The sequence below is a fragment of the Pseudoalteromonas sp. J2K-J599 genome, from assembly GCF_059295115.2.
This window is the reverse complement of the sequence record NZ_CM200272.1, coordinates 148,108-171,527: the sequence shown is the minus strand read 5'-3', so window position 1 is coordinate 171,527 and position 23,420 is coordinate 148,108. Positions and strand designations below refer to the sequence as shown.

Annotated in this window: 20 protein-coding genes and 1 pseudogene; 12 read left to right on the top strand and 9 right to left on the bottom strand. The window is 39.9% G+C overall.

The window, feature by feature from the left end:
- Window positions 1-148 precede the first annotated feature (148 nt).
- Window positions 149-1,189 carry an IS481 family transposase gene (locus AC5NT5_RS17580; RefSeq protein WP_494513428.1) on the top strand — a complete coding sequence of 347 codons (1,041 nt, stop codon included), beginning with the start codon at window positions 149-151 and terminating at the stop codon, window positions 1,187-1,189.
- 227 nt (window positions 1,190-1,416) lie between these two features.
- On the opposite strand, the gene AC5NT5_RS17575 is transcribed toward AC5NT5_RS17580, so the two are convergent.
- The 3 genes from AC5NT5_RS17575 to AC5NT5_RS17565 all read right to left on the bottom strand — a co-directional run bounded on the left by AC5NT5_RS17575 (window position 1,417) and on the right by AC5NT5_RS17565 (window position 5,032).
- Window positions 1,417-1,875 (bottom strand): thioredoxin family protein, encoded by a 459-nt coding sequence (locus AC5NT5_RS17575; RefSeq protein WP_494513659.1) that lies wholly within the window; start codon window positions 1,873-1,875, stop codon window positions 1,417-1,419.
- A gap of 82 nt (window positions 1,876-1,957) precedes the next feature.
- On the bottom strand, window positions 1,958-3,925 hold the full coding sequence (locus tag AC5NT5_RS17570) for a hypothetical protein (protein WP_494513658.1): 1,968 nt from the start codon (window positions 3,923-3,925) through the stop codon (window positions 1,958-1,960).
- A 180-nt stretch (window positions 3,926-4,105) separates the two neighbouring features.
- A complete protein-coding gene (locus tag AC5NT5_RS17565) occupies window positions 4,106-5,032 on the bottom strand; it encodes a LysR family transcriptional regulator (RefSeq protein WP_494513657.1) in 927 nt (308 codons plus the stop codon).
- 166 nt (window positions 5,033-5,198) lie between these two features.
- On the opposite strand from AC5NT5_RS17565, the gene AC5NT5_RS17560 reads away from it, so the two are divergent.
- Both AC5NT5_RS17560 and AC5NT5_RS17555 read left to right on the top strand, forming a co-directional pair.
- A complete protein-coding gene (locus tag AC5NT5_RS17560; protein WP_024596119.1) occupies window positions 5,199-5,876 on the top strand; it encodes a glutathione S-transferase family protein in 678 nt (225 codons plus the stop codon).
- A 43-nt stretch (window positions 5,877-5,919) separates the two neighbouring features.
- On the top strand, window positions 5,920-7,047 hold the full coding sequence (locus AC5NT5_RS17555; protein WP_188161906.1) for a zinc-binding dehydrogenase: 1,128 nt from the start codon (window positions 5,920-5,922) through the stop codon (window positions 7,045-7,047).
- A gap of 75 nt (window positions 7,048-7,122) precedes the next feature.
- Here AC5NT5_RS17555 and AC5NT5_RS17550 read toward each other — a convergent pair whose 3' ends face one another.
- Window positions 7,123-7,326 carry a hypothetical protein gene (locus tag AC5NT5_RS17550; protein WP_182681844.1) on the bottom strand — a complete coding sequence of 68 codons (204 nt, stop codon included), beginning with the start codon at window positions 7,324-7,326 and terminating at the stop codon, window positions 7,123-7,125.
- A gap of 113 nt (window positions 7,327-7,439) precedes the next feature.
- On the opposite strand from AC5NT5_RS17550, the gene AC5NT5_RS17545 reads away from it, so the two are divergent.
- The gene (locus AC5NT5_RS17545) at window positions 7,440-7,691 is read left to right on the top strand and encodes a porin (RefSeq protein WP_223231677.1); all 252 of its coding nucleotides are present in this window, start codon (window positions 7,440-7,442) and stop codon (window positions 7,689-7,691) included.
- Window positions 7,692-7,810: 119 nt separating this feature from the next.
- Here the strand turns inward: AC5NT5_RS17545 and AC5NT5_RS17540 are convergent, their stop codons facing one another.
- Window positions 7,811-8,296 carry a hypothetical protein gene (locus tag AC5NT5_RS17540; RefSeq protein ID WP_182674747.1) on the bottom strand — a complete coding sequence of 162 codons (486 nt, stop codon included), beginning with the start codon at window positions 8,294-8,296 and terminating at the stop codon, window positions 7,811-7,813.
- Window positions 8,283-9,017: a glycoside hydrolase family 19 protein gene (locus AC5NT5_RS17535; protein ID WP_494513656.1), complete on the bottom strand. Its 735-nt coding sequence runs from the start codon at window positions 9,015-9,017 to the stop codon at window positions 8,283-8,285. The genes AC5NT5_RS17540 and AC5NT5_RS17535 overlap by 14 nt, the downstream gene beginning before the upstream one ends.
- Window positions 9,018-9,398: 381 nt before the next feature.
- Between AC5NT5_RS17535 and AC5NT5_RS17530 the strand changes: the two genes are divergently transcribed.
- Window positions 9,399-9,884 (top strand): hypothetical protein, encoded by a 486-nt coding sequence (locus AC5NT5_RS17530; RefSeq protein ID WP_494513655.1) that lies wholly within the window; start codon window positions 9,399-9,401, stop codon window positions 9,882-9,884.
- A gap of 41 nt (window positions 9,885-9,925) precedes the next feature.
- On the opposite strand, the gene AC5NT5_RS17525 is transcribed toward AC5NT5_RS17530, so the two are convergent.
- The gene (locus tag AC5NT5_RS17525; protein ID WP_494513654.1) at window positions 9,926-11,131 is read right to left on the bottom strand and encodes an anhydro-N-acetylmuramic acid kinase; all 1,206 of its coding nucleotides are present in this window, start codon (window positions 11,129-11,131) and stop codon (window positions 9,926-9,928) included.
- 149 nt (window positions 11,132-11,280) lie between these two features.
- Here AC5NT5_RS17525 and AC5NT5_RS17520 point away from each other — a divergent pair, with 149 nt between their 5' ends.
- The 4 genes and pseudogenes from AC5NT5_RS17520 (at window position 11,281) to AC5NT5_RS17505 (ending at window position 15,494) form a co-directional block, all read left to right on the top strand.
- Window positions 11,281-11,775: a GNAT family N-acetyltransferase gene (locus AC5NT5_RS17520; RefSeq protein ID WP_494513653.1), complete on the top strand. Its 495-nt coding sequence runs from the start codon at window positions 11,281-11,283 to the stop codon at window positions 11,773-11,775.
- Window positions 11,776-11,954: 179 nt separating this feature from the next.
- Entirely contained in the window at window positions 11,955-12,983 is a 1,029-nt protein-coding gene (gene curA, locus AC5NT5_RS17515) for an NADPH-dependent curcumin/dihydrocurcumin reductase (RefSeq protein ID WP_494513652.1), read from the top strand.
- Between the two features lie 50 nt (window positions 12,984-13,033).
- Window positions 13,034-13,651, top strand: a complete 618-nt coding sequence (locus AC5NT5_RS17510) for a glutathione S-transferase family protein (RefSeq protein WP_002962787.1) — start codon at window positions 13,034-13,036, stop codon at window positions 13,649-13,651.
- 223 nt (window positions 13,652-13,874) lie between these two features.
- Window positions 13,875-15,494, top strand: a pseudogene (locus AC5NT5_RS17505) (methyl-accepting chemotaxis protein).
- A 71-nt stretch (window positions 15,495-15,565) separates the two neighbouring features.
- On the opposite strand, the gene AC5NT5_RS17500 reads toward AC5NT5_RS17505, so the two are convergent.
- Together AC5NT5_RS17500 and AC5NT5_RS17495 are read right to left on the bottom strand one after the other, a co-directional pair.
- Window positions 15,566-15,874 (bottom strand): YkgJ family cysteine cluster protein, encoded by a 309-nt coding sequence (locus AC5NT5_RS17500; protein WP_002962790.1) that lies wholly within the window; start codon window positions 15,872-15,874, stop codon window positions 15,566-15,568.
- 45 nt (window positions 15,875-15,919) lie between these two features.
- Window positions 15,920-17,848, bottom strand: a complete 1,929-nt coding sequence (locus tag AC5NT5_RS17495) for a RecQ family ATP-dependent DNA helicase (protein ID WP_494513649.1) — start codon at window positions 17,846-17,848, stop codon at window positions 15,920-15,922.
- Between the two features lie 239 nt (window positions 17,849-18,087).
- Here AC5NT5_RS17495 and AC5NT5_RS17490 point away from each other — a divergent pair, with 239 nt between their 5' ends.
- The 3 genes from AC5NT5_RS17490 (at window position 18,088) to AC5NT5_RS17480 (ending at window position 23,237) form a co-directional block, all read left to right on the top strand.
- On the top strand, window positions 18,088-19,392 hold the full coding sequence (locus AC5NT5_RS17490; RefSeq protein WP_494513648.1) for an NAD(P)/FAD-dependent oxidoreductase: 1,305 nt from the start codon (window positions 18,088-18,090) through the stop codon (window positions 19,390-19,392).
- Window positions 19,393-19,529: 137 nt separating this feature from the next.
- Window positions 19,530-21,620: a cupric reductase gene (locus tag AC5NT5_RS17485; protein ID WP_494513647.1), complete on the top strand. Its 2,091-nt coding sequence runs from the start codon at window positions 19,530-19,532 to the stop codon at window positions 21,618-21,620.
- A gap of 117 nt (window positions 21,621-21,737) precedes the next feature.
- A complete protein-coding gene (locus AC5NT5_RS17480; RefSeq protein WP_149603438.1) occupies window positions 21,738-23,237 on the top strand; it encodes a phospholipase effector Tle1 domain-containing protein in 1,500 nt (499 codons plus the stop codon).
- Window positions 23,238-23,420: the final 183 nt, after the last annotated feature.

The window sequence follows — 23,420 nt, the reverse complement described above, 5'->3', positions numbered from 1 at the left end:
ACGAGCTTGTAGATTAATTCGTTTTTTATTTGTTTTAATTTGTATTAGTTCAGACAAGATCTGACACATCAACTTGAAAAAGTGAGAGTTACCCGTTTTGATAAAAGGTGTCGAATCTTTAAATCAAAACATATAAGAGGTAACTCTCATGCTACATACTAACAACCCAATTATTAAACACAAAGCGGGTTTACTTAATCTTGCAGAAGAACTTGGCAACGTATCAAGAGCCTGCAAAGTGATGGGCGTATCCCGTGATACATTTTATCGATATCAAGAACTCGTCGAAGACGGTGGACTTGATGCGTTAATTGATAAAAGTCGTAGAGCGCCAAACTTAAAAAATAGAGTTGATGAAGCAACAGAACAAGCCGTTATTAAATACGCTGTCGATTATCCAGCTCATGGCCAACACAGAACGAGTAATGAACTCAGAAAACAAGGCGTATTCGTTTCTGGCAGCGGTGTTCGTTCAATATGGCTACGTCATGACCTAGAGAACTTCAAAAAGCGTCTCAAGGCACTAGAAAATAAAGTGGCTAACGAAGGTATCATTCTCACCGACGCTCAAGTAGCTGCGCTTGAAAAGAAAAAACATGATGACGAAGCGTGTGGTGAAATTGAAACGGCTCACCCAGGTTATCTAGGCTCTCAAGATACATTTTACGTGGGTAATCTCAAAGGCGTTGGGCGTATCTACCAACAAACCTTCGTTGATACATACAGCAAAGTAGCGTTCGCTAAGCTCTACACCACGAAAACGCCAATTACTGCGGCTGACATACTCAACGACAAAGTACTGCCGTACTTCGAACAGTACGAGTTTCCCATGCTACGTATTCTAACCGATAGAGGCACTGAATATTGTGGCAAAGTCGAACATCATGATTACCAGTTATATCTGGCTATTAATGATATCGATCATACAAAAACCAAAGCTATGTCACCGCAAACAAATGGTATCTGCGAACGCTTCCACAAAACGATACTCAATGAATTCTATCAAGTTACATTCCGTAAAAAGCTATATAGCTCATTAGAGGAATTGCAAAAGGATCTGGACGAATGGATGATTTATTACAATAATGACCGAACTCATCAAGGAAAAATATGCTGTGGCAGAACGCCATTAGAAACTTTATTAGATGGAAAATTGATCTGGGCTGAGAAAAATTTAGCTCAAATCTAGACTGACAGTCACCGATTAAAAAACGGGTAACTGTCAGATCAAGTCTGAGCTAGTACATTTAATTGATATACAAACCATAGCTGAATTCCTATTTTGGCTCAACCAAAGGGGTAGGGGTAAATTTTGGCCTAACACATTAAAGTACCAGGAGACTAGTTATATGAGTCCAGCAGCTACCTCATAAACCTATTAGTTAAATCGGTAAACCAAATACGAGCAAGCTGAACTTACAAACCCTGAGTTAAGTCTTGCGCTAACGTACTCGTTGGCTTTTCAATTACGCGTACTAACTCTTTGCCATTTTGTTTAACAATAAACGTAGGTGTGTATTGTAAGTCGTGAGCCTGTGCAATGCCTGCATCGTCTTGCTTGTTGTAACCTACGGCCACATAGTCAATGCTTGCAAGTTGTACTTTCGATGCATCAATTAACTTAATGAGTTTTGGCACTTCGCGCTCACTGTCGTGGCACCACGTTCCAAATAATACAATAAGCTCTTTGCCTTCTAGCTTTTGCATTAGGGCAATGTCTTGTGCTGTTGGTGTATACGCTTTGTATTGCTCGTTAAATTTATCGTAGTCGCTTAGCAGTGCTTGCGTACTTATCTCGCCCGAAAATGGCGCCGTAGCAGCGCAGCTTGCAAGCGGTATGCTTAAAGCGCACAGTAAAATTAATTGTTTAAACATAAGGTTACTCTTAATTAAGTATTAAATGAGGCATTTAACGACTATACCCAATATTGAGTGTGGAGTGAACAACTCAAAACCGTTACTTTTTATCCATAAAAAAGTTAACTTGCGATAAGTTAGTTAAATATTCTCGCCTTACGTTTTTATTCTCAGCTAGCTTGTCTAAATCACCAATTAGGGTAACTAGTTTATTATGAGAATGGCTGCTTGTTTTTTTAAACTCGTCTTGTTTTTCGTCACTCTCAACACGCTCTTTTTTATTCATGTTGTAGCTGTTTTCGTTTTCTTCAAGCCAAATATCGTCAATTAAGCGAATGTTGCTTTTACTAACGGTTTGTTCTTGCATCGCCATTTGCAGCTCGTATTGATTTGTTTGCGGATTAAACTCAAACATTTTTGTATCAACATCAACTTTGTGAGACTGATCGAGCCCCACAAGTTCTTTATTTTTAACGGCGGTGTTTACGTTATAACTCTCTTCTTTGTCGTAGTAGTCGGGGCGACTGTATTGATAATCAAAGTGGCTGCTTACATTTTTACTTTGCGTTACACCGCTAAGATCCCCTAATTGGCTTTGTTCAGTTACTTGGCTTAGCTCAATAGTACTTTTAGGCTGATAGTCGCCGTTATCCAGCGCATATGAAAAAGTGGCATCAAAATCAGCGAGCTTAGAAATACTCGCACCCAATGTATTTGGGGCTTTATTACCAAGCCCTTGGTAACGGGCATCGTTTGTAATCATGTTATCAACCAAATCGGCAACCATGGCGCGCCCGTCATTAAAGTGCTGTTCTGCAAGTGACTCCAAATTGCTATAACGCTCAGCAGCCGACGACATACTCGCAAAAGCGCCTTTAAACAATGCAAAACCTTGCTGCATTGCCTCGTCGCCTTTGCGCCCAAATGCCGACTCTTTATCATCTTCAGTACTGTTTACTCGGCTATCTTCTAGGCTTTGATCGAGCGACGCTAAATACTGCTGCATTTGCTGCGTGTCTTTAGCGCCAATGGTTGACATATCGAGTGCAAAATCAATGTCGTTTTGCCCACCTACGGCTTTAAACACAAGTGCTTGCTGGTTTGATGCCTCATCAATGGAATAACTTAAATCAAGCGTGTTATCTCCTGTATCAAGCGCATCATTTTGCGTTGTTGAAAACGACACATTAAAACCGGCTAACTGTTCACTATTAAAGTCCGCTAAAAAATCTAAGCTCATGTCTGTTTGATTTGGCACTATAAGAGGGTTAAATGAGTTTTCGCTCACTTTAAAAAATTCATCGGCCATTTCGCCAACACCCGCCATAACCTGCGTTAAAGCGCCATGTTCAGCCTCAGATAAATTACCATTAACTTCGTAACTTATGCCAAAGCCATCTATCGCTTCACCTGTTTTTTCGTCATAACCTTGCGATGAGTTAAAGGTAATGTTTATAACATCACCCTCTTTAGTTTTTACCGAGAGCTCAAACAGGTAGTTATCGTCATCCTCGTATTTTGTGCGATTAAGGCTTTCCATGTATGGATTAAGTGAACGCTCAACACGTTGCTGGCTTGAGGCTAAAAACGTTTTTTGCTCATGCCCAAGCTGACCTAAACTCGATAAAATATCGCTGGTATTAGCATAAGCACCCTGAATATTTTTAACCGACGTATTTAATCGCTCAATTAATTGGGTGCTATTTTCGTTTTTTAATAACCCCTCATGCTGAGAGCTTATTACGGTGCGCAGGGCGAGTTCTTCATCGGAGAGTTTATAGTTAAGCGTGCTCGGCGTGCTTGAAATTGTAAATAACGAGGTAAGTTGCTGCTGTAAAACATCCTCTACTTTTTGATTACTGGCTAGTGCTTCGTCAATAGTTTCGTTATTTAGCTGGCTTAATAATTCATCGGATATTTTGGGGGCGTTAGTTTGTAAATCATTAATAGCTTGAAGGTCGCTACCGGTTAGTAGCGAAGGACTCACAGAGGTTTGATTAGCGTTATTAACTGATTGGGCAAGTAAAGTGCTTAAATTAAACTGGCTGCCAAGTGCATTATTAACCATGATTATCCTTAATCGCTAAACCCTGTTAAGTAATTTATCGGTCACAGCATTAAAAGCTTTAGCTTAAGGAAACGTTTTTTACCTATTATTTATACAAACAACCCATTAATAAATTAAATAAGCATAAATCTAAATCGAATAAGCGTAGGTCGGATAAGCGCAGCGCCATGCGACAATTCACTATTCTATTCGCTTAACACTTCCATCTGTTTCTTTAATTCTTTTTACTAAAAAGTCGACCGCCGCTTTTACCTTTGGTACTAAATAGCGCTGCTTTTGATACAACAAATAAACCGCCATAGTCGCATTTTGGCTTATAGCTAATTCATGCTCAAACTTAAGCTCTTGCAACTGGCCAGACTCAAGGTATGAGTCGAGCGCCCATCGAGTTGACATTAAAATGCCCTCGCCATTACACGCTTTTTTAGCCAGCCACGATCCGTTATTTGAAATAGCGACCGCAGGCCCAGAAACGTCGTGCCATTGATCATCTACTTTACATAACCAAGGCGTTGGCCCCGCTGGCGTTTTAAAATAAAGGCCACGGTGCTGCTGTAATTTCATAGCACTTTTAGGCGTCCCGTATTTTTGCAAATAGCCAAGCGATGCAACAGGTATAAAGCTATTATCCATTAGTTTTATTGCTAGCACGCGCTCGTTAGGTGCATACCCTCCACGAATGGCTATATCAACGTCGTCACGCCCAAGGGTAGAAAGCTCATCACTTAGGCTTACATCTAGTATAATTTCGGGATACAAAACACTAAATTTATCAAGTAGTGGCATTAAAATTTTGTCGCCAAAGCCAACCATACAACTAATTGATAATCGCCCCATGGGTGTAGTTTGGTAACTGCGCACTGTTTCTTGGCTTTGCGCCAGTTGCCCCAAAATTTGCTGCATATCGTTGTAGTAAATATGACCAACTTCGGTAAGCTTAACAATACGGGTTGAGCGTTTTAAAAGCGTAGCGCCTAAGCTTTTTTCTAAATCGGCTACTCGACGCGACAACGACGAAGGTGGCACACCAAACGCTTTTGCAGCTTTAGTAAAACTGCCTGTTTCGACTACTTTTATAAAATACCGTATGGCTTTTAGTTGATCCATGCTACCTCTGGGTTAAATAAGCCTTATTATTGCTTTAAAAGCAAAAGTGATTCGCATTTTCCCCTATATATAAGCAAATTAAAACAAGTAATAATAATCTTAACTTATCTACACGCTTTAATTTATTTAACGCCAATAGTTAAAGCTTAAAACCAAAGGCTACATTATGATTACTTTGCACGGCTTCGCAGCTAGTAACTATTACAACTTGGTTAAGCATGTACTTTTACACAAAGAGCTGCCATTTAATGAGCACCTTATATACAACAACGACGAGCAGTTTTTAGCTATAAACCCTATGGGAAAAGTACCGGCTATTACCACCGCTGATGGGCTAAATATTGCAGAATCGAGCGTTATTTGCGACTACCTTGAAGAAACCTACCCAAGCAACATGCTATACCCTGAAGATTCAGCCGAGCGTGCTTTTGTTCGCCAAATTATGAAAATAAGTGAGCTTTACTTTGAATTGCCAAGCAGACGCTTAATTCCGTATGTATTTACAGGCTCCCCCGCACCTGAACACGTAAAAGACGACATTCGCAAGCTATTAACGCGCGGTGTAAACGCCCTTTGTGAATTAACGCATTTTTCGCCGTGGATAGCAGGCGAACAATTTAGCATGGCAGATATTTACGTTTACTACGTAAATACAGTGGTTAACGCATTCACGCCAAAAGAGCTTAATTGGGATGTACTGGCCGAAATCCCAGGTATGAAAGAATGGCAAGTAAAAATGAGTCAATCGACTATTGCACAGCAAATAGAGGCAGATCGCCAAGCAAATATGCCTGAGTTTATGCAAAAGGTAACAGCACAAATACAGGCAGCTCAAAGCAAATAATTACGCTATACGCTACCCATTCTCAATTTATAGGAACAGTATTATGACAGATAAAAATATCCAACTTACTTCAACTATCAGCGAAGACAATAAACTCACACTTGCCTTAAAAAACATCGAGATGCCAAAGCCAAATGCCGATGAAGTAGTTATTCGTATTGAAGCTGCACCATTAAACCCATCAGACTTAGGCGTTTTATTCAGCGCAGCTGATATGTCTACTGCAAAACAATCGGGTACTGATGAAAACCCAGTAATTACTGCTGATGTTCCAGCTCAATTTATGCCATCACTTAAAACACGTGTTGGTAAAGCAACACAAGTAGGTAATGAAGGCGCAGGCACCGTAGTAGCAGCAGGCTCATCACCAGCCGCACAAGCATTAATGGGAAAAACTGTTGCAGTAATTGGCGGCGGTACGTATCGTCAATTTATATGTGCCAACGTACAAAGTTGCCTAGAGCTAAAAGAAGGGACTACCGCCAAAGAAGGTGCATCATCTTTTGTTAACCCACTTACCGCACTAGCAATGGTAGAAACCATGCGCGCTGAAGGTCATAAAGCTATTATTCACGCGGCTGCAGCTTCTAACCTTGGCCAAATGCTAAACCGTATTTGTATTGCTGATGGCGTTGATTTAATTAATATTGTTCGTAAACCAGAACAAGAAAAATTACTGCGCGATATGGGTGCAAAATATATTGTTAACTCAAGCAGCGACACTTTTCTTGCTGACCTAACAACTGCAATAATCGAAACCGGTGCAACTATAGCGTTCGACCCAATCGGTGGCGGCCAACTAACAAGTGACATTCTTAACTGTATGGAAGTTGCAGCTGCGCGCGATATGAAAGAGCACACAATTTATGGCTCTGATACATTCAAACAAGTGTACATTTATGGCGCACTAGACCGCGGGCCTATTACACTTAATCGTAACTTTGGCTTTGCTTGGGCTGTAAACGGGTTCTTGTTATTTAATGCTTTAGGTAAATTAGGCACAGATACAGTAATGAAAATGCGCAAACGCGTTGCTGATGAAATCACCACTACATTTGCGAGCAACTACACGCACGAAGTGTCATTAGCTGAGGTATTACATTTACAGTCAATTGCCGCTTATTCTAAACAAGCAACAGGCGAAAAGTACTTAATTAAACCTCAAACTTAATTAAATAGGCTTAAGTAAGTATTAAAGACCGCAGCATTTAACGCAGTGGTTTTAAAATTAAAAAGCAGATACTAGTTAGATATCTGCTTTTTTATGTTTAGCACAAGGGCTTTTTATATTGCTTCTCCCCTGCACTGCTTTTATTAAAGGTATACATGCTAAAGAAAGTATTAGTGCAATGAAAAAGCCAATCATAGTGTTGCCAAACCAGATCCTAAAAACATTATTTAATAAAGCTAAAATAAGAGCAGATATAAGCCATGGATTTACGTTTTTCATTTTTAATTCCTTTTATGTTTTGAACAACTATTTTCATCAAACTTATTTAAATACTACAATTTTATTAACGACTATTTCCCTGTGACGTGTGACCTATTTGATTAACTCTACAGCTGTATGTTTGCTATTTTAATGGTCACCTAAGCGCAAGCTCAGAGCCAGGCTGGGGAATTACAGGCCGCTATAGCTTACTTAAGCTCAAGCAAGAAAAACAAGACGCAAAAACCTACGCCCTCGGCGTTAACTACATCGTAAACAAAAACTTAAAATTTATGGCCAACTACATTAAAGCCAATTACTTTGAGGCGGGCGGCACTATCACATCGGGTAATGCAATCTCATTAAGGCTGCAGTATTCATTTTAATGCGCTTTGCGTGTTTAGTCGGTTAGCCTAAAACTATAAAGCCCCTGTATTAAACGTTACGTTTAATACAGGGGCTTTATAGTTATCTAGTAAATAACATTTAAGTTAGTTTATAAATACTAATTACCAGCATCAGCAAATTGTATTGGGTAATCCATATCGCCGCTGCGGTTAATACTATTACACAGGTTTTTATTAAAATTGGCCAGTGATGGGTCGATGGTGTGCTCATTAACTACAATACCGTCACTTCGCCTTTTAACCTCAATAGATCCGATTGTTTTAATCGCTGATAAATTATCGCCTACGTTTTTAAATATAAAATACTCTATGTGTTCAGCAATAGATTCCGCGTTTTCGATATCTCCCTTAACGGCAGGCACTTGGTAGTTAACACTATTACACGTTAAATCATAAACCCTTACTAATTCTAGCTCGTCAGCTCCTTGCATATCAGCAATAACTTTAATAGTTGGCTGCGTTGTTGTTTCAAGCAAGTATTGTGTTTCACTCATTTCGCTTAAAGAAAAAGTATCAGCACTTTCAGCTATAGAACAGCCTGATAATAAAGTAAAAACTAAAAACACTGATTTATTGAAAAACATCTTTGAATACCTTATTTCTAACTAATTCAGCTAATATTTTATGACGACTGTCATAACTATTAGTATATTTGTTAACCTTTTTTGTAATCGAATCCGTAACATTCTTTGATGAGCCTTTATCAGCTAATTTATACAATTCATTAATTCGCCAAAATGCTAATGCAGATCTAACAGCGTACTTTGGTGTGGATAATAATTGAGGTGAAGATATGAAGTTTTTAGTTTCATTCCAATATGAATTATGTGATGCCTGTACTGAAGTATAGTTTGCTTTACCAGTCAGTTGTATTATGCCTCTCCCTCTAAAATTCCAGCCATCCCCAGATACTGCATCACCATTACCTATTCTATTTGCATAAGCATTGTTAGCTATTGCTCTTGTATCTGCTCGTTGATTATTTGCAGGATCATAGCCATGTTTATCAGCTTCTGCTGGATTATTTCGATAATAAGAAAAAGTAGCTTTTAATATTGCAGGCCTATAATTTAAATTTTCCTCTAAAGAAAACTTCGCTCCGACCTCCTTTCTAGCTTGTGCCAAAAAATGGCAAAGCCTTAATTCACTATTTATTTGCCCAATAAAAAGACTATCATTTAGTTCCCTTGCAACTTCATCTAATAATAAATCTGAGACGCTTTGGCTGCTCCAGATTTTTCTTAAATGGCCTTTACTTATTTTTTTTTTAACGTTTCTATTATTTAAAATTATTGAAGAACTCAATTCAAACTCCTTTTATGAGATAACATTTTTTTGTACAACCATCTATATATTAATATTACTTGTATGATCATTTAAATCATACTTCGAATTAAGCTGTATATCCATTACTTCAACTAAGATTTCAATGATTTAAAAAAACAATTAATACATATGTAAAAATGCGGAGCATTCTGTTTATAGTTATTAATTAGTACTCGTATGTATATTGCTTAGTTTTTAATTACCAAGCAATGAGATAAAAGCAATCTTATTTTTGCAATTATACCCTTCAACTCATCTACCCTTTTATACTTATTTTTACATCAGTCATAATTCTGTAACCTCAACAGGTGATAATTCAAACTCGAACTGTATTTTTTATAATCAAGAAGACTAAGTAAGATGAGCACACCACTAGTGCAACTAACATTTGCACTGCAATCATTTGATGATTCTATGTCTGCGGCGATGAGCCACGCTATGGAATATGAAAAGCTATCGCTAAAAGCCAATGCTGCGCATAACATTACGCTGCAGTGTGTGTTGCCTGATGGCGCAAATGAGAGTGATGTTATTTCACTAAGTGCAACGCAGCCCAGTGCGCGTGGGGCGCAGTATTTTACTGAAAAAACGCTGAGCAATGCGGATCTTGAATCTGGTACTGTAAACCTAACTTTAAGTAACATTACACAAAGCCAGTGTTTTGTAGTGCAAATGATGCTGCACGGAAAAAATACGACCTTAAAAGAAAGCCAGCAACTCGATGTGTACATTAAAGCATTTGAGCAAGGCTATATTCCTGAGCAAATAAAAACTGAACATGCTAAGCCTCAAGGCGTTCGTAGCTACTTTGCAAGTATGGGTTCTACGTTTTTATCGCTATTTTAATGCTGGCTACACTTAAATTACACGACACTACTTATAAGTTATTAGTCTGCAAAACTTACTTTACCCATAGTAACTCCCGCAATACCTTGTGCGGTGTTACTTAGGTGTTGCTGCTCTCCGGCTAGGCATTCGTTTGCTAAAATAGCAAATAACACAGCCTCTTTTGCATCAGGGTTTATACCTAAATCGTCAGTATTTTTAAAAGCCTTAATACGTGGGCAAAGCGTTGTAAGTTGCGCCATTAGTAGTGGGTTATGAATACCCCCACCACTTGCATACACCACACAATTTTGTGCGCGCTCCGCACACTCGTTTAATGCATTTGCTATAGCGGTTGCAGTAAAGGTATTTAAGGTGGCCATTACATCTTCATGGCTTAAGTGCTGTGTATTTGTAAGCTGCTGTGCGGCGTTTAAATACGCTAAGTTAAATACCTCAGGCCCTGTGGTTTTAGGCATTGGGAGTTTAAAAAATGCGTTATTACATAATGCATTTAATAATGGTGTATTTACCTTGCCTGCTTTTGCTATTTTTGCGCCATCGTCATAATGCATATCTTTAAAATGTTGCTGTACGTAGGCATCCATAATGGTATTACCGGGGCCAATGTCGGAGCTAAACACACCGTTTGCATCACCATTTTTGGGTAAAAACGTTAAGTTAGCTATGCCGCCCATATTTAGCAAAACCCGACTCTCAGCAGCGCTCGAAAAATACAAATAATCGCCATACACAGCAAGCGGTGCGCCCTCGCCTCCTGCGGCTATGTGTTTTTGCCTAAAATCACCAATGGTAGTAATACCCGTAGTAACGGCTATCTGGTCACTATCGCCAATTTGTAAGGTGCCATTAGTAAAGCTTTTGTGGTTATGCTGCGAATGCGGGCAGTGGTAGATGGTTTGCCCGTGACTTGCTATTACATCAATACTTGCCGGGTTTATTTGCCAAGTATGTAAGCACTGGTTAACCATATCGCCATGGAGTTTACCTACCCACGGATGCAGTAAAGTTACAAGTTCTAAATCGCACTCTCTTTTGGCAAATACCTGCTTTATTTTAGCTTTATAATCGTCGTTGTAGTCAACGGTGGTAAAATTTAAAACCTCAATGTGAGTATTTAAGCCCGCGCCCGTTACTTTACACAGTGCAACATCAAGCCCATCCAGCGAGGTACCGCTCATTAAACCAATAATTAAACGGCTTGGTTTTAGGGCGCTGTTATAAAGCGCTTTAATGTGAGGGTGCATAGTGGCATCTAAAATAGGTGTAATATTTTGCTTATATTAGAGGACTTTAAAACAAAGTAATAGCCGTAAAGCGTTTAATTTAGGTTCTGATTGTTTAACTCTTAAATGATTGTTAAGTTAGTGTGCATACTAAAAATTTATGAAAAAATATGATCACCCTCAGAGAATTTAAAGCCCAAGACGCGCCTTTTATTATTAACACCTTAAATGATGAACAAGTAACGCGTTATTTATCGTCAAAAATTCCGTTTCCGTATACGCAAGCCGATGCAAACTGGTGGATAAACCAAGGCTCAAAAAACGGCATTATTAAGGCCATTGTTGTAAATAGGCAATTTGCGGGCTGTATTGGTATAACTCCCGGCGAATTTGAATACAACCGCAGTGGCGAAATTGGTTATTGGCTTAATAAAGCCTATTGGGGGAAAGGCATTATTACTCGCGCTATTGAACTTATATGCAATGAGGCGTTTGCAAGCTCACACTTAAATAGAATTTTTGGTGCCGTGTTTGCTGGTAATACCGGCTCTATGAAAGCACTTACTAAGAGCGGCTTTGAGCAAGAGGCTGTGCTTAAACAGGCCATTTATAAAAACGGGGTATTTTACAACAATCATATATTTAGTAAGCTCAAAGCAGACTAATTACTCTAATTAAATTTGCGCAAAGGTTGAATTATCAACCACCCGCCCAAAACTCCTTTATTAAGGTACGCATTGTACATATTCATACTGCTTAGCCGCGCATTATTGTCTAGCTGAACATGATTTTTAAAGCGTAAACATTCGGTAAGTAGTTTATTTATATTAATAGGAGGTCTTTTATGTCTACGACTAGTCGCCAACTTACTCTTAAATCACGCCCTAATGGCGCCCCGAACGAAAAAAACTTTGAACTTAAAACGGTAGAACTTCCTGCATTAAAAGATGGCGAAGTTTTACTACGCACTATTTACCTATCGCTAGACCCGTACATGCGTGGTCGTATGAGCGATGCTAAGTCGTACGCAGATCCAGTTAATATTGGCGATGTAATGGTTGGCGCAACTGTGTGCCAAGTAGAAGAGTCTAAAAACGATAAGTTTAACGAAGGCGAATGGGTACTTGCCTACACAGGTTGGCAAGACTACGCCATTACCGACGGCGAAGGCTTAATGCAGTTAGGTAAAGAGCCTGCAAACCCTTCATACGCATTAGGTATTATGGGTATGCCTGGCTTTACTGCTTACATGGGTTTACTTGATATTGGCCAGCCTAAAGAAGGCGAAACCGTAGTTGTTGCAGCAGCAACAGGCCCAGTAGGTGCAACGGTTGGTCAAATAGCTAAAATTAAAGGCTGTAAAGTAGTGGGTGTTGCTGGTGGTAGCGAAAAATGTGCACACGCCGTTGAAAAACTAGGGTTTGATGCCTGTATTGACCACAAAGCTGATGACTTTGCAGACCAACTAGAAAAAGCGTGTGATAACGGCATAGATGTTTATTACGAAAATGTGGGCGGTAAAGTATTCGACGCCGTATTACCATTACTAAATACCGCAGCGCGCGTACCATTGTGTGGTTTAGTATCGCAATATAACGCAACTAGCTTACCAGAAGGCCCAGACCGTTTAGGTATGCTAATGGGTCAATTGCTTACTAAGCGTATTAAAATGCAAGGCTTTATCATTTTTGATGATTACGGCGACCGTTACGACGAGTTTGCACAAGACATGCAAAAATGGCTACAAGACGGAAAAATTCAATACCGGGAGCACATGGTAGAAGGCATCGAAAATACAGTAGACGCGTTCAACGATATGATATCCGGTAAAAACTTTGGTAAAACTGTGGTTAAAATTAATAACCCACTTTAATTTTATACGGCTTGTAAGGCAAAGCCCTTACAAGCCACAAAAGGACTGACATGATTAAACTACACCATTTAAATAAATCCCGCTCTAAACGTATAATTTGGCTTTTAGAAGAGCTAGATGTTGACTACGAAATTGTGGCTTATCAGCGTAATAAAGACACATTCCTAGCACCTGACGAACTAAAGCATATTCATCAACTTGGCAAGTCACCGGTAATTGAAGATGGCGGTTTAATTATTGCTGAATCAGGCGCTATTACCGACTACCTTATTTCTAAATACGGCAACGGTAAATTTGCTCCAAAAGTAGATACCGCTGAATATGTTGACTACCAGCAATGGCTGCACTTTGCAGAAAGCTCAGCAATTTTACCGCTTTTACTTAAAATGTTTGTACTAAAAGACGGCGCTAAAACGCAGTTTTTAGAAGGCTATGCCGACGCTGAAACAGCCAAAGTAATTAGCTACTTTAACGACCGCCTAGAAGGTAAACGTTATTTAGTGGGCGATACCCTAACGGGCGCTGACTTTATGATGTCGTTTATTGTTGAAATAGTTAAAAACTCAGGTCAATTAGCGCACTTTAAAAACCTCGTTAAATACGACGAGCAATTACAAAGTCATGAGAAGTTTCATACAGCTAATGAGCTAGAAGCAAAGTACGACTAAACCTTTATATAATATTTTATATAACACTAGGGGCATTTAGCCCCTTTTTTAATGCCTGTAAAATATGCCCCGCCAAAGTTACGCTTGTAAACTAAATTAACAACCACCCGCCTTATTGCTAATAAAACTTTAATTAATAAGGCATAATGCTGCTATTGTTTAAGTATTTTCACTAATAATACAAGCTGCTCTTGCGCGTATTGACTCACACCTGGGATCAACCATGACAATAAACATGCGTTTAGCGACCGGTTTTGGCGTAATTTTATCAATGATGATTATTTTAACCATTATTGGCATTTCGCGCGTTAGCCTCATTAATAATAATATTACCCACATGACCGACGTAAACTCGGTAAAACAACGTTACGCAATTAACTTTAGAGGCAGCGTACACGACAGAGCAATAGCCGTGCGCGACGTAGTGCTAATTACCGAGCAAAGCAGTTTAAGTACCGTGTTAAACAACATACAAGAGCTAGATGCTTTTTATCAAACATCTAGCCGTGCTATGGCTAAGCTAATGGGTAATATGAATAGTGAAGAGCGCGCTTTAATTAATAAAATAAACCAAATAGAGCAGCGCACTCAGCCTTTTATTCAAGGTGTTATAAACGCTAAAAACGCAGGAAACCTAAACGAAGCTAAACGTATTTTATTAACCGATGCGCGCCCTGCGTTTACCCAGTGGCTAAATGTTATAAACCAATTTATAAACCTGCAAGAGCAAGCAAATCAAACCACTACTATTGATACTCTCGATATTGCCAGTTCATTTGAAATTTGGATGATTTCGCTCACCGCGCTTGCAATTTTAATAGGTGCAAGCGTTGCGTATGTTATTAGCCAACTGATCAGAAAGTCAGTAGGTGGCGAACCACAAGAAGCCGCCGAAGTAATTGCCCTTATTGCCCAAGGAGACTTAAGAGGTGATGTATAGTCGTGTTGCCCAAATAGCATGATGGCTTCTGTAGGGGTTATGCAATCTAAATTAAAAACCATTGTAGATAGCATTATTAACTCATCTGAAGAGCTTTCTACGCACTCTGCAAGCGTAGCGTCTGGCTCGCAGCAAGCACTTAGTGCCGCTGACGCACAAGTAACCTATACAAACTCGGCAGTAAGCAGCTTAGAAGAAATGAGCCGCAGTATTAATGCTGTTGCAGGCTCTGTTAAACAAACAGAAGATAACTCAAAAATAACCGCACAATTATCGCAGCAAGGTAGTATTGCAGTGCAAAAAGTAGCGGCGGAAATTGAGCAAATTTCAGTAACCGTAAAAGCCACCGTTACCCAAGTAAACGTGCTGCAAGAGCATGTAAAACACATTGGCGATATTTTAAGTGTGATCCGCAGTATTTCTGATCAAACAAACTTGCTTGCACTAAATGCGGCAATAGAAGCTGCAAGAGCTGGCGAAACAGGCCGAGGGTTTGCTGTTGTTGCTGACGAGGTAAGGCAACTTGCCCAGCGTACTGGTGATGCAACAGGCGACATTGAAAAGATGATTTTGCAAGTACAAGAAAACACACAAGCGTCGGTAACAGCTATGGAAACCACAGTACCGCAAGTAGAAAATGGCCTAATGCTTACCCATGAGGCAAACGAGTTACTGCATCAAATACAGCAACAAGCTAACGACTCATTAAGTAACGTGCTTGAAATTGTTGAATCAACATCAAACCAAGTAGCCACCGTGGCGCAAATTAGTACCGGCGTAGAAGAAATTGCCAGTATGTCTAAGGAAACCAGCATGTCGCTTAACAGTAACGCACAAGAAGCTGTTGCATTAGCTGACCTTTCAAACACGCTTAAAAAGTATATTAGCTACTTTAAAGTTTAATTTTTATAGTAAGTAATAAACAAAGGGGCTTTTAAGCCCCTTTGTTGTTTATGTACTTTAATAATAGCGGACTATATACCCGCTAAATCGCGCTCGGTAATACACTCGTCTGAGGCCATTTCAAACTCGCGGCAAACTAATGGGCGGTTTTCGTAAATAGAGCACATAAGTGTATTGCGGTCGAGTGCTTGGCACCAACCGTCGTCAGCGCGTTTCATTACTTCGCTGCCCCATTTATCGTATTCAATGTAGTTAAAAGGCACGCCGGTGTCGGTTACTATGCGCACTTCTAATTGGCAACAACAGGCTTGGCAGTTAGCACACGTAACAGGCTCTGGGGTAGTAGAAATATTTTCAACGGGAATAACAATATGAGGCATAGTGGCTTACTTTTTTGAATAAGCCACTAGGATACAGTAACTAATTTAACGCGCTAGTAGTTTTGCTTTAATATCGCTGTAACGCATTTGCTCGCACAGTGCAAAACCACTCAATTGGCGCACTTTATTACGCGCAAATAATGGCACACTCATCCCCGCTAAAAAGCGGCATTGGGTTTCAATACCCACATTATGATTACCTTTGTCTGCCATATGCGCTAAAAACTCATCTACCTTTTGATAAATAAGCTGCTCCTCAATATAGGCAGGCTCTATAGAGTATTCAAGCTTAACCGCATGGCCCCTACACACACTACAATGCCCACATTGCTGTGGTGCATTTTGATCGTCAAAATAGCGCGCTAAGTTATAGCTTAAGCAACTTTGTAGCTCAAAAAAGCGTACCAGTGCAGCAATACGTTTAATTTCGGCTTGTTCTTTATCACTAAAGTAGTCGTGTAGTTGCTGGGCAAGTTCTGGGTTATTTATAACCTCGCTATGCACTTTGTATACTTGGGTAATACGTTTGGTTTCGAGCGTTATTAGGTTTTTTTCGGCTAGGTAATCAAGGGCTGCCACTACGCGTTTTCGATCAACCTGCGCAGCTTGCGTAAGGGAGTCAAAATTTAGCGTGCCCCATATTTTTTTAAAATCGGTATGGCTAAATATTTGCGTTAAAAAAGCTTGTCGCTGCTCGTCAAACTGGCTAAGTAGCTCGTTTTTATCAACCAAAAATTTATATTTAAAATCAGCGTAGTAGGCATATTGCGGTGTTATAGCGCCTTGCATTTCAAGCTGTACAAGTAAGGTTTTAAGTGCCAGTTGCCTAATATTACTTTCGCTTGAAAGACTGTATTCTTGCATTTCCCATTGCTGGTGGCTTTGGCGAATATCGTTAATTACGTATTCAATACCGCTAAGCTCTGGCGTGTCGCCATATACAAAGTTTTCTACCGTATTGAGCCCGTCTAAATTAGCAAGCGTGTAGCAGTTTGATGGATTACCATCGCGCCCTGCTCGGCCAATTTCTTGGCTGTAGTTTTCAATCGATTTGGGTAAATCGTAATGTATAACAAAGCGAATATCCGATTTATCAACGCCCATACCAAAGGCAATGGTTGCCACCACTACATTAATTTTACCCTCCATAAAATCATCTTGAATTTGCCAGCGTAGAGTATCTTCAAGCCCCGCATGATAAGCAACTGCATGCACACCTTGCGTACTTAGCACATTAGCAACTTGCTCGGCGCTTTGCTGGAGCGTTACATACACAATACCAGGGCCATTTTGCGCGCGCACAATGTTGGTAAGCTCGGTGTTTTTATCGGCGGTTTTAACGCTCAGCACGCTTAAATCTAAGTTTTCTCGATAAAAGCCCGTTTGCACAATACACTCAGGCGATATAGCAAATCGCTCTGCCATATCGCGTTTAACTTTTTTAGTCGCCGTTGCCGTAAGCAGCAATACTAAAGGAATATTAAGCTCTTCGCGGTAACGTGGCAGTTTAAGGTAGTCGGGTCTAAAGTTATGGCCCCATTCTGATATACAGTGCGCTTCGTCTACCACTAACATCGAAAGTGCCACTTGGCTTATAAACTCTCTAAAACGCTCGTTTTTAAAGCGCTCAACCGACACCATTAGTACTTTAATTTTACCATTTCGCACATCATTCATTACGGTGCTGCTTTGCATTTGATCTTGGCTCGAATCAAGGCTTGCCGCGTAAATACCTTTGCTATTTAAAAAGCTAATTTGATCTTTCATCAATGCTAGTAAAGGCGAAACCACTAACGTTAAATTTGGTAAATGCAACGCAGTTAATTGATAGCACAACGATTTACCCGAACCGGTCGGAAATATAGCCAACGACGATTGACCATTTAAAAGCTGCTCTATAGTTTGTTGTTGCCCTGTTCTAAATTGGCTAAAACCAAAGTGCTGCTCAAGTGATTGAATTAGTGGCGTGGTCATAAATGTCCTTTTGATGGCTAAACAATAGTCATGCTCGGTGTAAATGAAATATTTGCAACTCAGTATACAACAAATAACATTATTTATTGCTGACATCACCTTTATTTAAGCGCAAACTAGAGCACTATAAAATGAGTAGTAACTGCTTGTTGCCAAAATAATTTATTGATACCCAAGTCATCTTAAAAAACTAATAAAAATACAGATCACTTGGGTATATTATTTTTGAGGGCAACGTTATGAATATTACTACACCTAAAATCGTCGTTATTGGCGGTGGTGCTGGCGGATTAGAACTCGCAACGCAATTAGGTCATAAATTAGGAAAGAAAAAACAAGCTGAAATTCTACTAATAGACAAAAACCGTACCCACATATGGAAGCCGTTACTGCACGAAGTAGCGACAGGCTCTATTGACCCCGATTTAGATGGCGTTGTGTATTCAGCCCATGCTGCAAAACACCACTATAACTTTCAACTTGGTACTTTTTGCAATATAGATCAAAGCAATAAAACAGTTACCCTTGCACCACTTTTAGATGAGCTAGGCCACACAATTTTACCCGAGCGCACCGTGCGCTACGACCACCTAGTAATTGCCATTGGCAGCGTAAGTAACGACTTTAATACCCCAGGTATAAAAGATCACTGCTACTTTTTAGACTCAAACCAACAAGCAGAGCGCTTTCAGCATTCATTACTCGACAGCTTTACACGCCTTCACCAAGACGACAACCAACAGCAATCACTTAATATTGCCATTGTAGGCGGCGGTGCTACCGGTGTTGAACTCTCAGCTGAGCTTTATCATGTGTCTGAACTATTAAAGCTGTATGGCTTAACAAATATGTCGTCTAAGCGTTTGCATATTCATTTAATAGAAGCCGGACCACGTATTTTACCAGCATTACCAGAGCGTATTGCCGTAAGTGCCAAACGCGAGCTATTAAAGCTTGGCGTAAACGTGCGCGAGCAAACACAAGTAAAAGAAGGCACCGCACAAGGCTTTATCACCAAAGACGAAGAACACATTGATGCCGATATTATGGTGTGGGCAGCAGGCGTAAAAGCACCTGATTTTATTAAAGACTTAGGTATTTTTGAGCTGACGAGCAGCAACCAAATTCAAGTAAACGAGTTTTTACAAAGCACCGTAGACGAAAGCATTTTTGTATTAGGCGATTGCTGCGCATTTACCCAAGCCGACGGTAAGCAAGTACCACCTCGTGCACAATCGGCGCATCAAATGGCGCAGTGCGTCGAAAAAAATCTAATCGCAGCGCTAAAGCAGCAACCACTACGCGGCTTTAAATACAGCGACCATGGCTCACTTGTTAATTTATCAAGCTACAGCACTGTGGGTAACTTAATGGGCAACCTAACCAGCAATACCTTTTTTATTGAAGGTAAAATTGCCCGCTTTATGTATATATCTTTATACCGTATGCACCAACGCGCCATACACGGTAGCGCAAAAACCTTTGCATTATGGATAAGCGAAAAAGTGCTGCGTGTAGTGCGCCCTAAAATGAAGTTGCACTAAAAAATTAAGTACGCTCACAAAACCACAAAAAAGCTTTAAGAGTTAATAAGTATTATCTCTTAAAGCTTTTTTGCACTTTGCGTACCTAAAGTAGTACGATATGAGAATATTTTAATAACATCAAAGGATTGGCGGTTATGAAAAAGCTACTTCTCGGACTTATAATTATAGCGGCTTTGGCAGTATATCTATTTAAAACCCAGCCTAACACAGCCGCTGTAGAGCAGCCCAACGTGGCTACACCAAATGCCACTGAGCCTAACTTAGTTAATAAAAAGCAGCCCGTAGAAGGCACCCCGCTACGAATAGTCACAGATCTAAAAAAAGATATTCGCCTTTGCAGAGATCAATCACAGCAACAACATATAAAAATAAATAATTTAAACCAATCGCTTGTTTCATTTTTTGTGAGTGAGCTTAAAAAAGGTACGTCGGTCCCCACGCTTTTAAAGTATGCAACCCTATCAGGAATCTATAAGCGTCAATACATTGCCTTTTTAAGAGATGCCATAGTTACTGAGCAAAAACAGCAGCTTAATATTACTAGCTCGTTAAACGAATTAGCTAATTGGCAAGGCATTGAGGCAATTAAAGGCTTCACCAATGATAAAGTAAAAGAAATGATTCAACAGCTTGGAGATAATAAGCATAGCCCTCCAGGACTTACTCTGAGTGTACCCCTTGATGAAAATGTACAAAAAGAAACCCTTTATGCTTTATTAAACAACACAGATACATTTACCACTTACTCTAAAACGTTTATTAAACTTGAAGGCAGTGAGGTTATTTCCCCGGCTACATTGTTTGTGCTTAATGCAAATAAATTTACGCCAAAAGAGTTTGAGCAGGCAATTTCATCTAACCAATTTACAGTAAATGAAGTAGCTACTGCGATTAAAAACAACATTCCTAATGAGTATATTTTTGCGCTTATGAAGCAGGTACCGGCACTGGATGCTATGCCGCTGTACGAAGAAAATTCTGTTTTGTATAACATGGCTGATATTGCCGTAAGCCAGTTTAATTTACCGCTTGTAAAAGCACTGCAGCAACTAGGCGTAACACCAACCAATCAGCCAGGCTTATTTACGGGTTTAGACGTTGCAATAGTAAGCCTGCCTAAAAGTGGTAACTTAACGCTAGCCCCCTTAGATGCAAAGCATACTCAAATGTTAAACTACCTTACAGAGCAAGGCTATAAAGCTCATAGCCGCAATGCTAGTAACGCTCTAAATAGCAAAGGCGTTTCTTTTGTAAGTGATTTTATTTACCAGCAAGGCGCCTATATTAATGGCCAGGAAAACCCTGAGCAATATGCTTACTTTAACCCTATTGGTAAAATAGACAACGCCACATTGCCCCAAGTGAGTGAGCCCGATAATTCTGATGTTGCACGTTTTTTAGTAGATTTGAAGCAACAAAAGAAAGATCTAGATAATAAAAGACAAAACTGTGAACTATTACAGCAGCAGTTAAGCGCTACTGAACAATTACACTCTACTATGCGAGCATATAATACGGTGCTAGAGGTAAAAAAAGAGCACGGTAATAACTTCGAATATGTTTTACAAGAACAAGACCCCGTATTAGTTAATTACTGGTGGAGTATACTAAGTAATCAGCTTTCAAACGATAGAAGTCATAACGCGTTCAGCGAATATTTGTCTAAAAAAGATTACCAAAAAGCTTATGAGTACAGCCTTAGTACACCATTAACTCAAACAGAAACCGATACACTTTTTTCATTCCTACTATTAGAGCCTCATGACTTTATAGCGATCTGGCAAAGCCGAGTTGAACCTAAGCCACCGAGTGATTTAGCAAGATTAAGTCGTTTTCCTCTTAGTCAATGGCAAAAGCTTAAACAAGCTGGTTTTGATTTTTCGATTACCGATACGTATGGGCGCGACGTTTATGTACAAGCTGCATCGTCTTCTGTCGAGGTAGTACAATTTCTAATTGATAATAAAATACCCGCTGATTCAGAAAAATTAGGCGTAGATATACTCGACCTAGCGCTTGAGCAAAGCTACACCAAAGGGGAGTTAAGCCCAATGATTCCTTTAGCCCTGCAGCTTGTTGAAAAAATTGAACCGAATCACCTTTCTCGCGCAGCACGTTTAAAAACGTTTTATCCTGAGGTTTACGAGCAATTAATTAAGTTAAACCCCGCATTAAAACCCGCAGAGGGCACGCAGCTAAATCACTATACTTTTAATAACCTATAACCCGCACTTTTAATACGCCAACAAATTAGTTGGCGTATTTGTTACTAACCCAAATATTGTCTTTAATATTTAACATTGTCTGTGTAGAGTATTTAAAACAACTAAGGAAATTGGGTTATGACGGGTAAAACGCTAATTTTTAACTTTGACGGCACAGGAAACGAGCCCCGTGATGCAGAGCAATTTAGCTCAGAGCATTTTAAAGAAGACTCTAATATTACCAACATTCTAAAATTGCATTTACTGCTTGGCGGTAAATTAGAAGACTCCCCCATTACTCCTTTTGCTAACCAACTCAGTTTTTATTATCAAGGTATTGGCACTAAAGGCAGCCGACTTAAACGCATTTTAAACCAAACCCTTGCACCTCGTGGTGACGACGTAGCCAGTATTTTAAATCAAGCATTAAGCGACTTTAAAGCTCACTACCTAATAGGCGATACCATACTGCTAACGGGTTTTAGCCGAGGCGGGGCACTTGCTAGGCGTTTTGCCAAAATCCTAGAGCCTTTAATTGCTGATAATGTTTACGTATGTGTGTTTGATACCGTCGCCTCTATTGGCTTATCAAAAGTAAGTAAAGCTACACGCGGTGCAGAGCACGTTATTTTTGAAAACCACACCATTGCCAACAACATTACTCACGCGCTGCACTGCGTAGCCCTTGATGAAAAACGCCGCGCCTTTGAACCCACACTCATGAACCATCAAAGCAATATTACCGAGCTATGGTTTGCAGGTGCGCATTCAGACATTGGCGGCGGTTACTACCGCGATGGCCTAGCCGATATTTGCTTGCGCTACGCACTTGAGTGGTTAATAGAACAACCGCTTAATATATCGTTACTCACTAGCCACGATATAGATTACGAAACCCTGCTCCCCGATAGCAACTTAGTAGCACAAGATGACGTAACCGTAACGCCCGATCCGCTCGCATTAAGTCACCAACAAAATTACTTTTGGTTTAACCCATTTTTTAAATTAGTAGATAGGCAGTGCTATGTATTAATTGATGACGAAGCCAGCAACCTTGAGCCTTTAGTGCACTACAGCGTAGCCGAACGCATTAATAAGCTAACCAGTTACCGCCCAGAATCGCTAAAAAAACTGCATTACAAAATTAGCTATAACGACAACACCACACTTAGCTTTATTGGTTTAAGCCAACATATAGAACTGGCTAATCAAAACATGAATGTGCTGAGCATTAACCAAAGCCAAGATGTAATGGTATTTGCCTCAGAGCAATACAACGCAACCGGCCTTATGCTAGAGCAAGGCGCTACGTACCGCTTTACCCCATACCCAAATCAATACTGGTTTGACGATGGCATAAAGTGCACGCCATTAGGCTGGAACCGTGATAACGTACAACTTGGCGTAAAAGAAATCCCCATGGCTGTGCTTGAACCATTTAGACGATTTCCTCGTGCACAATGGTTTTCACTTATTGGTGCTATAAATAAAAACGACGACCACCTTTTTGAAATAGCCAACGGCGCCGACATTAAAATGGATAAATCTGGCGAGTTTTGCCCATTCGCAAACGACCTAAGCCGCTTTTATGGCGCTAATGCCGGAAAAATAAAAGTGAAAGTAACGCGGTTGGAATAAGAGGAAACCGAAGCTTTTAAATTGTAGGCTGGAATTTACATCGCGCTTTGGCTTTATAAAAACACCATGCGAGGTATAAAACCTCACCTACAACAACTCAAACACCACACTCAACAAACCCGTAGGTGCGATTTTACATCGCGCTTAGCTCTTTAGTAACGGATCATAACTCCCAATCAACGC

What these genes read in the sequence shown, in the direction of transcription:
- AC5NT5_RS17580 (WP_494513428.1), top strand. Translation starts at nt 149, where the DNA reads ATGCTACATACTAACAACCCAATTATTAAACACAAAGCGGGTTTACTT.
- AC5NT5_RS17575 (WP_494513659.1), bottom strand. Translation starts at nt 1,875, where the DNA reads ATGTTTAAACAATTAATTTTACTGTGCGCTTTAAGCATACCGCTTGCA.
- AC5NT5_RS17570 (WP_494513658.1), bottom strand. Translation starts at nt 3,925, where the DNA reads ATGGTTAATAATGCACTTGGCAGCCAGTTTAATTTAAGCACTTTACTT.
- AC5NT5_RS17565 (WP_494513657.1), bottom strand. Translation starts at nt 5,032, where the DNA reads ATGGATCAACTAAAAGCCATACGGTATTTTATAAAAGTAGTCGAAACA.
- AC5NT5_RS17560 (WP_024596119.1), top strand. Translation starts at nt 5,199, where the DNA reads ATGATTACTTTGCACGGCTTCGCAGCTAGTAACTATTACAACTTGGTT.
- AC5NT5_RS17555 (WP_188161906.1), top strand. Translation starts at nt 5,920, where the DNA reads ATGACAGATAAAAATATCCAACTTACTTCAACTATCAGCGAAGACAAT.
- AC5NT5_RS17550 (WP_182681844.1), bottom strand. Translation starts at nt 7,326, where the DNA reads ATGAAAAACGTAAATCCATGGCTTATATCTGCTCTTATTTTAGCTTTA.
- AC5NT5_RS17540 (WP_182674747.1), bottom strand. Translation starts at nt 8,296, where the DNA reads ATGTTTTTCAATAAATCAGTGTTTTTAGTTTTTACTTTATTATCAGGC.
- AC5NT5_RS17530 (WP_494513655.1), top strand. Translation starts at nt 9,399, where the DNA reads ATGAGCACACCACTAGTGCAACTAACATTTGCACTGCAATCATTTGAT.
- AC5NT5_RS17525 (WP_494513654.1), bottom strand. Translation starts at nt 11,131, where the DNA reads ATGCACCCTCACATTAAAGCGCTTTATAACAGCGCCCTAAAACCAAGC.
- AC5NT5_RS17520 (WP_494513653.1), top strand. Translation starts at nt 11,281, where the DNA reads ATGATCACCCTCAGAGAATTTAAAGCCCAAGACGCGCCTTTTATTATT.
- curA (WP_494513652.1), top strand. Translation starts at nt 11,955, where the DNA reads ATGTCTACGACTAGTCGCCAACTTACTCTTAAATCACGCCCTAATGGC.
- AC5NT5_RS17510 (WP_002962787.1), top strand. Translation starts at nt 13,034, where the DNA reads ATGATTAAACTACACCATTTAAATAAATCCCGCTCTAAACGTATAATT.
- AC5NT5_RS17500 (WP_002962790.1), bottom strand. Translation starts at nt 15,874, where the DNA reads ATGCCTCATATTGTTATTCCCGTTGAAAATATTTCTACTACCCCAGAG.
- AC5NT5_RS17495 (WP_494513649.1), bottom strand. Translation starts at nt 17,848, where the DNA reads ATGACCACGCCACTAATTCAATCACTTGAGCAGCACTTTGGTTTTAGC.
- AC5NT5_RS17490 (WP_494513648.1), top strand. Translation starts at nt 18,088, where the DNA reads ATGAATATTACTACACCTAAAATCGTCGTTATTGGCGGTGGTGCTGGC.
- AC5NT5_RS17485 (WP_494513647.1), top strand. Translation starts at nt 19,530, where the DNA reads ATGAAAAAGCTACTTCTCGGACTTATAATTATAGCGGCTTTGGCAGTA.
- AC5NT5_RS17480 (WP_149603438.1), top strand. Translation starts at nt 21,738, where the DNA reads ATGACGGGTAAAACGCTAATTTTTAACTTTGACGGCACAGGAAACGAG.